This is a genomic window from Rhodococcus sp. P4_F5, assembly GCF_056401315.1.
Genome location: NZ_JBFUJP010000143.1, coordinates 1 through 2,497 on the forward strand (window position 1 = coordinate 1; position 2,497 = coordinate 2,497).

Consider the following 2,497-nt stretch of genomic DNA (forward strand, 5'->3'; position numbering starts at 1 on the left):
GCCCCACGACGACGAGATCACCGGGTGGGAACGGCGGCTGGCGGCTTTCGCACGAAACGGGTGAGCCGCGGCGCCGCGGCCGTGCCTACCGTCGGCAGGGACTCGTTGTCGACTGGAAGGAACTCCCCCATGGCCGAGGAACTCCCCGGATCCGTGCTCCCCATCCCGGACCAGCAGTACCAGGGGCCGTTGTTCTTCGACGCCAAGCATCCCGAGGCGAAGCTGCCGCCCATCGAGATGCAGCGACCGCCGAAGGGCGCGCCGAACGTCCTGCTGATCCTGCTCGACGACGTCGGGTTCGGTGCCTCGAGCGCGTTCGGCGGCCCCGTGCACACCCCGACCGCCGAACGACTGGCCGCCGGCGGCCTCAAGTACTCCCGGTTCCACACCACCTCGCTGTGCTCCCCGACCCGCGCCGCCATGCTCACCGGGCGCAACCACCACGCGGTCGGCATGGGGCACATCACCGAGACCGCCACGCCCGCACCGGGTTACCGCTCCACCCGCCCCAATTCGTGCACCCCGTTGGCGGAGATCCTGCGCCAGAACGGCTACAACACAGCGCAGTTCGGCAAGTGCCACGAGGTGCCGGTGTGGGAGTCGGGCCCCACCGGCCCGTTCGACCACTGGCCGGCGTTCAGCGGCTTCGAGCGCTTCTACGGCTTCATCGGCGGCGAGACCAACCAGTGGCAGCCGGCCCTGGTGGACGGCGTCTCCGCGATCCTGCCGCCGGACGACCCGGACTACCACCTGATGCCGGACCTGGCCGACAAGGCCATCGACTACATCAAGCAGCAGCAGGCGCTCACCCCCGACAAGCCGTTCTTCACCTACTTCGCGCCGGGCGCCACGCACACCCCGCACCACGTCCCGAAGGACTGGATCGCCAAGTACAAGGGCAAGTTCGACCAGGGCTGGGACGCGGTCCGCGACGAGACCTTCCGCAAGCAGTTGCAGCTCGGCGTGATCGGCGCCGACTCGGACCTGACCGCGCGCCCCGACGGCATCATGGCCTGGGACGACGTGCCCGCCGAGCGCAAGCCGATCCTGGCGCACCAGATGGAGGTGTACGCGGCGTTCCTGGAGTACGCGGACTTCCACGTGGGCCGGGTGGTGGACGCCGTCGAGGAGATCGGCGAGCTCGACAACACGCTGATCCTCTACATCATCGGCGACAACGGTGCCTCCGCCGAGGGCGGCCTCGAGGGCACCTACATGATCACCACCGCCTCCAACGGCGGCGGCGAGTACGAGACCGTCGAGTTCTGGAACGAGCACCTCGACAAGATCGGCGGGCCGGAGGCCTACAACCACTACGCCGTCGGCTGGGCGCACGCGATGTGCACGCCGTACCAGTGGACCAAGCAGGTGGCCTCGCACTACGGCGGCACCCGCAACGGCACGATCATGCACTGGCCCGGTGGCATCGAGGCCAAGGGCGAGATCCGCACCCAGTGGCACCACGTGATCGACGTGGCCCCGACCATCCTCGAGCTGGCCGGTCTCGCCCAGCCGCACACCGTCAACGGCGTCACCCAGGTGCCGATGCACGGCACGTCGTTCGCGTACTCGTTCAACGACTCCGGCGCCGACGAGCGGCACCGGACGCAGTACTTCGAGCTGATGGGCAACCGCGGGATCTACCACGACGGCTGGACCGCAGTCACCAAGCACCGCACCCCGTGGGACGTGGTGGCGAAGGCCCCGGACTTCTCGCTGGACGTGTGGGAGCTCTACGACACCACCACGGACTGGACCCAGGCGCACGACGTCTCGGCGCAGCACCCGGAGAGGCTGGCGCAGCTTCAGCAGCTGTTCATCATCGAGGCGGCCCGCTACAACGTGCTGCCGCTCGACGACCGGGCTGCGGAGCGGATGAACCCGGCCATCGCCGGCCGGCCGACCCTGGTGCAGGGCGACAAGCTGCGGCTGTTCGAGGGCATGACGAGGCTGAACGAGAACGTCGCGATCAACATCAAGAACCGCAGCTACTCGGTGACCGCGCAGATCCAGGTCCCCGACGGCGGCGCCGAGGGCGTGGTGGTCACGCAGGGCGGCCGGACCGGCGGCTGGTGCCTGTTCACCGAGGGCGGCAAGCTCGGCTACCACTACAACTACTGCGGCCTGCGCCGGACGACGGTGCTCTCGGAGGACGATCTCGCGCCCGGCGAGCACCAGGTGCGCGTCGAATTCGCCTACGACGGAGGCGGAATCGGCCGCGGCGGCACCGCGACGCTGTACATCGACGGCGACGACGCGGGCAGCGGGAAGGTCGAGCGCACCCACCCGCTGTACTTCTCGTTCGACGAGGGCCTGGACGTCGGCGTCGACACCGGCATGCCGGTGTACGAGGGCTACAAGACCGAGCGGGGCAGGTTCAACGGCAGGATCGACTGGGCCGACATCGTGCTCGGGGACGACGACCACAGCCACCTGATCGACCCCGAGGACGCCCTCGCCGCGGTGCTCAAGCACCAGTAGGCGCCACGCGCTCGTG

1 protein-coding gene is annotated in these 2,497 nt (G+C 69.2%); it reads left to right on the top strand.

Going from position 1 to position 2,497, the window contains the following annotated elements; genetic code table 11:
- Window positions 1–129 precede the first annotated feature (129 nt).
- Window positions 130–2,481, top strand: a complete 2,352-nt coding sequence (locus AC1DU4_RS26245) for an arylsulfatase (RefSeq protein ID WP_477844898.1) — start codon at window positions 130–132, stop codon at window positions 2,479–2,481.
- Window positions 2,482–2,497: the final 16 nt, after the last annotated feature.

Excerpts from the sequence above, each read along its gene's own strand:
- AC1DU4_RS26245 (WP_477844898.1), top strand. The coding sequence starts at position 130 with ATGGCCGAGGAACTCCCCGGATCCGTGCTCCCCATCCCGGACCAGCAG.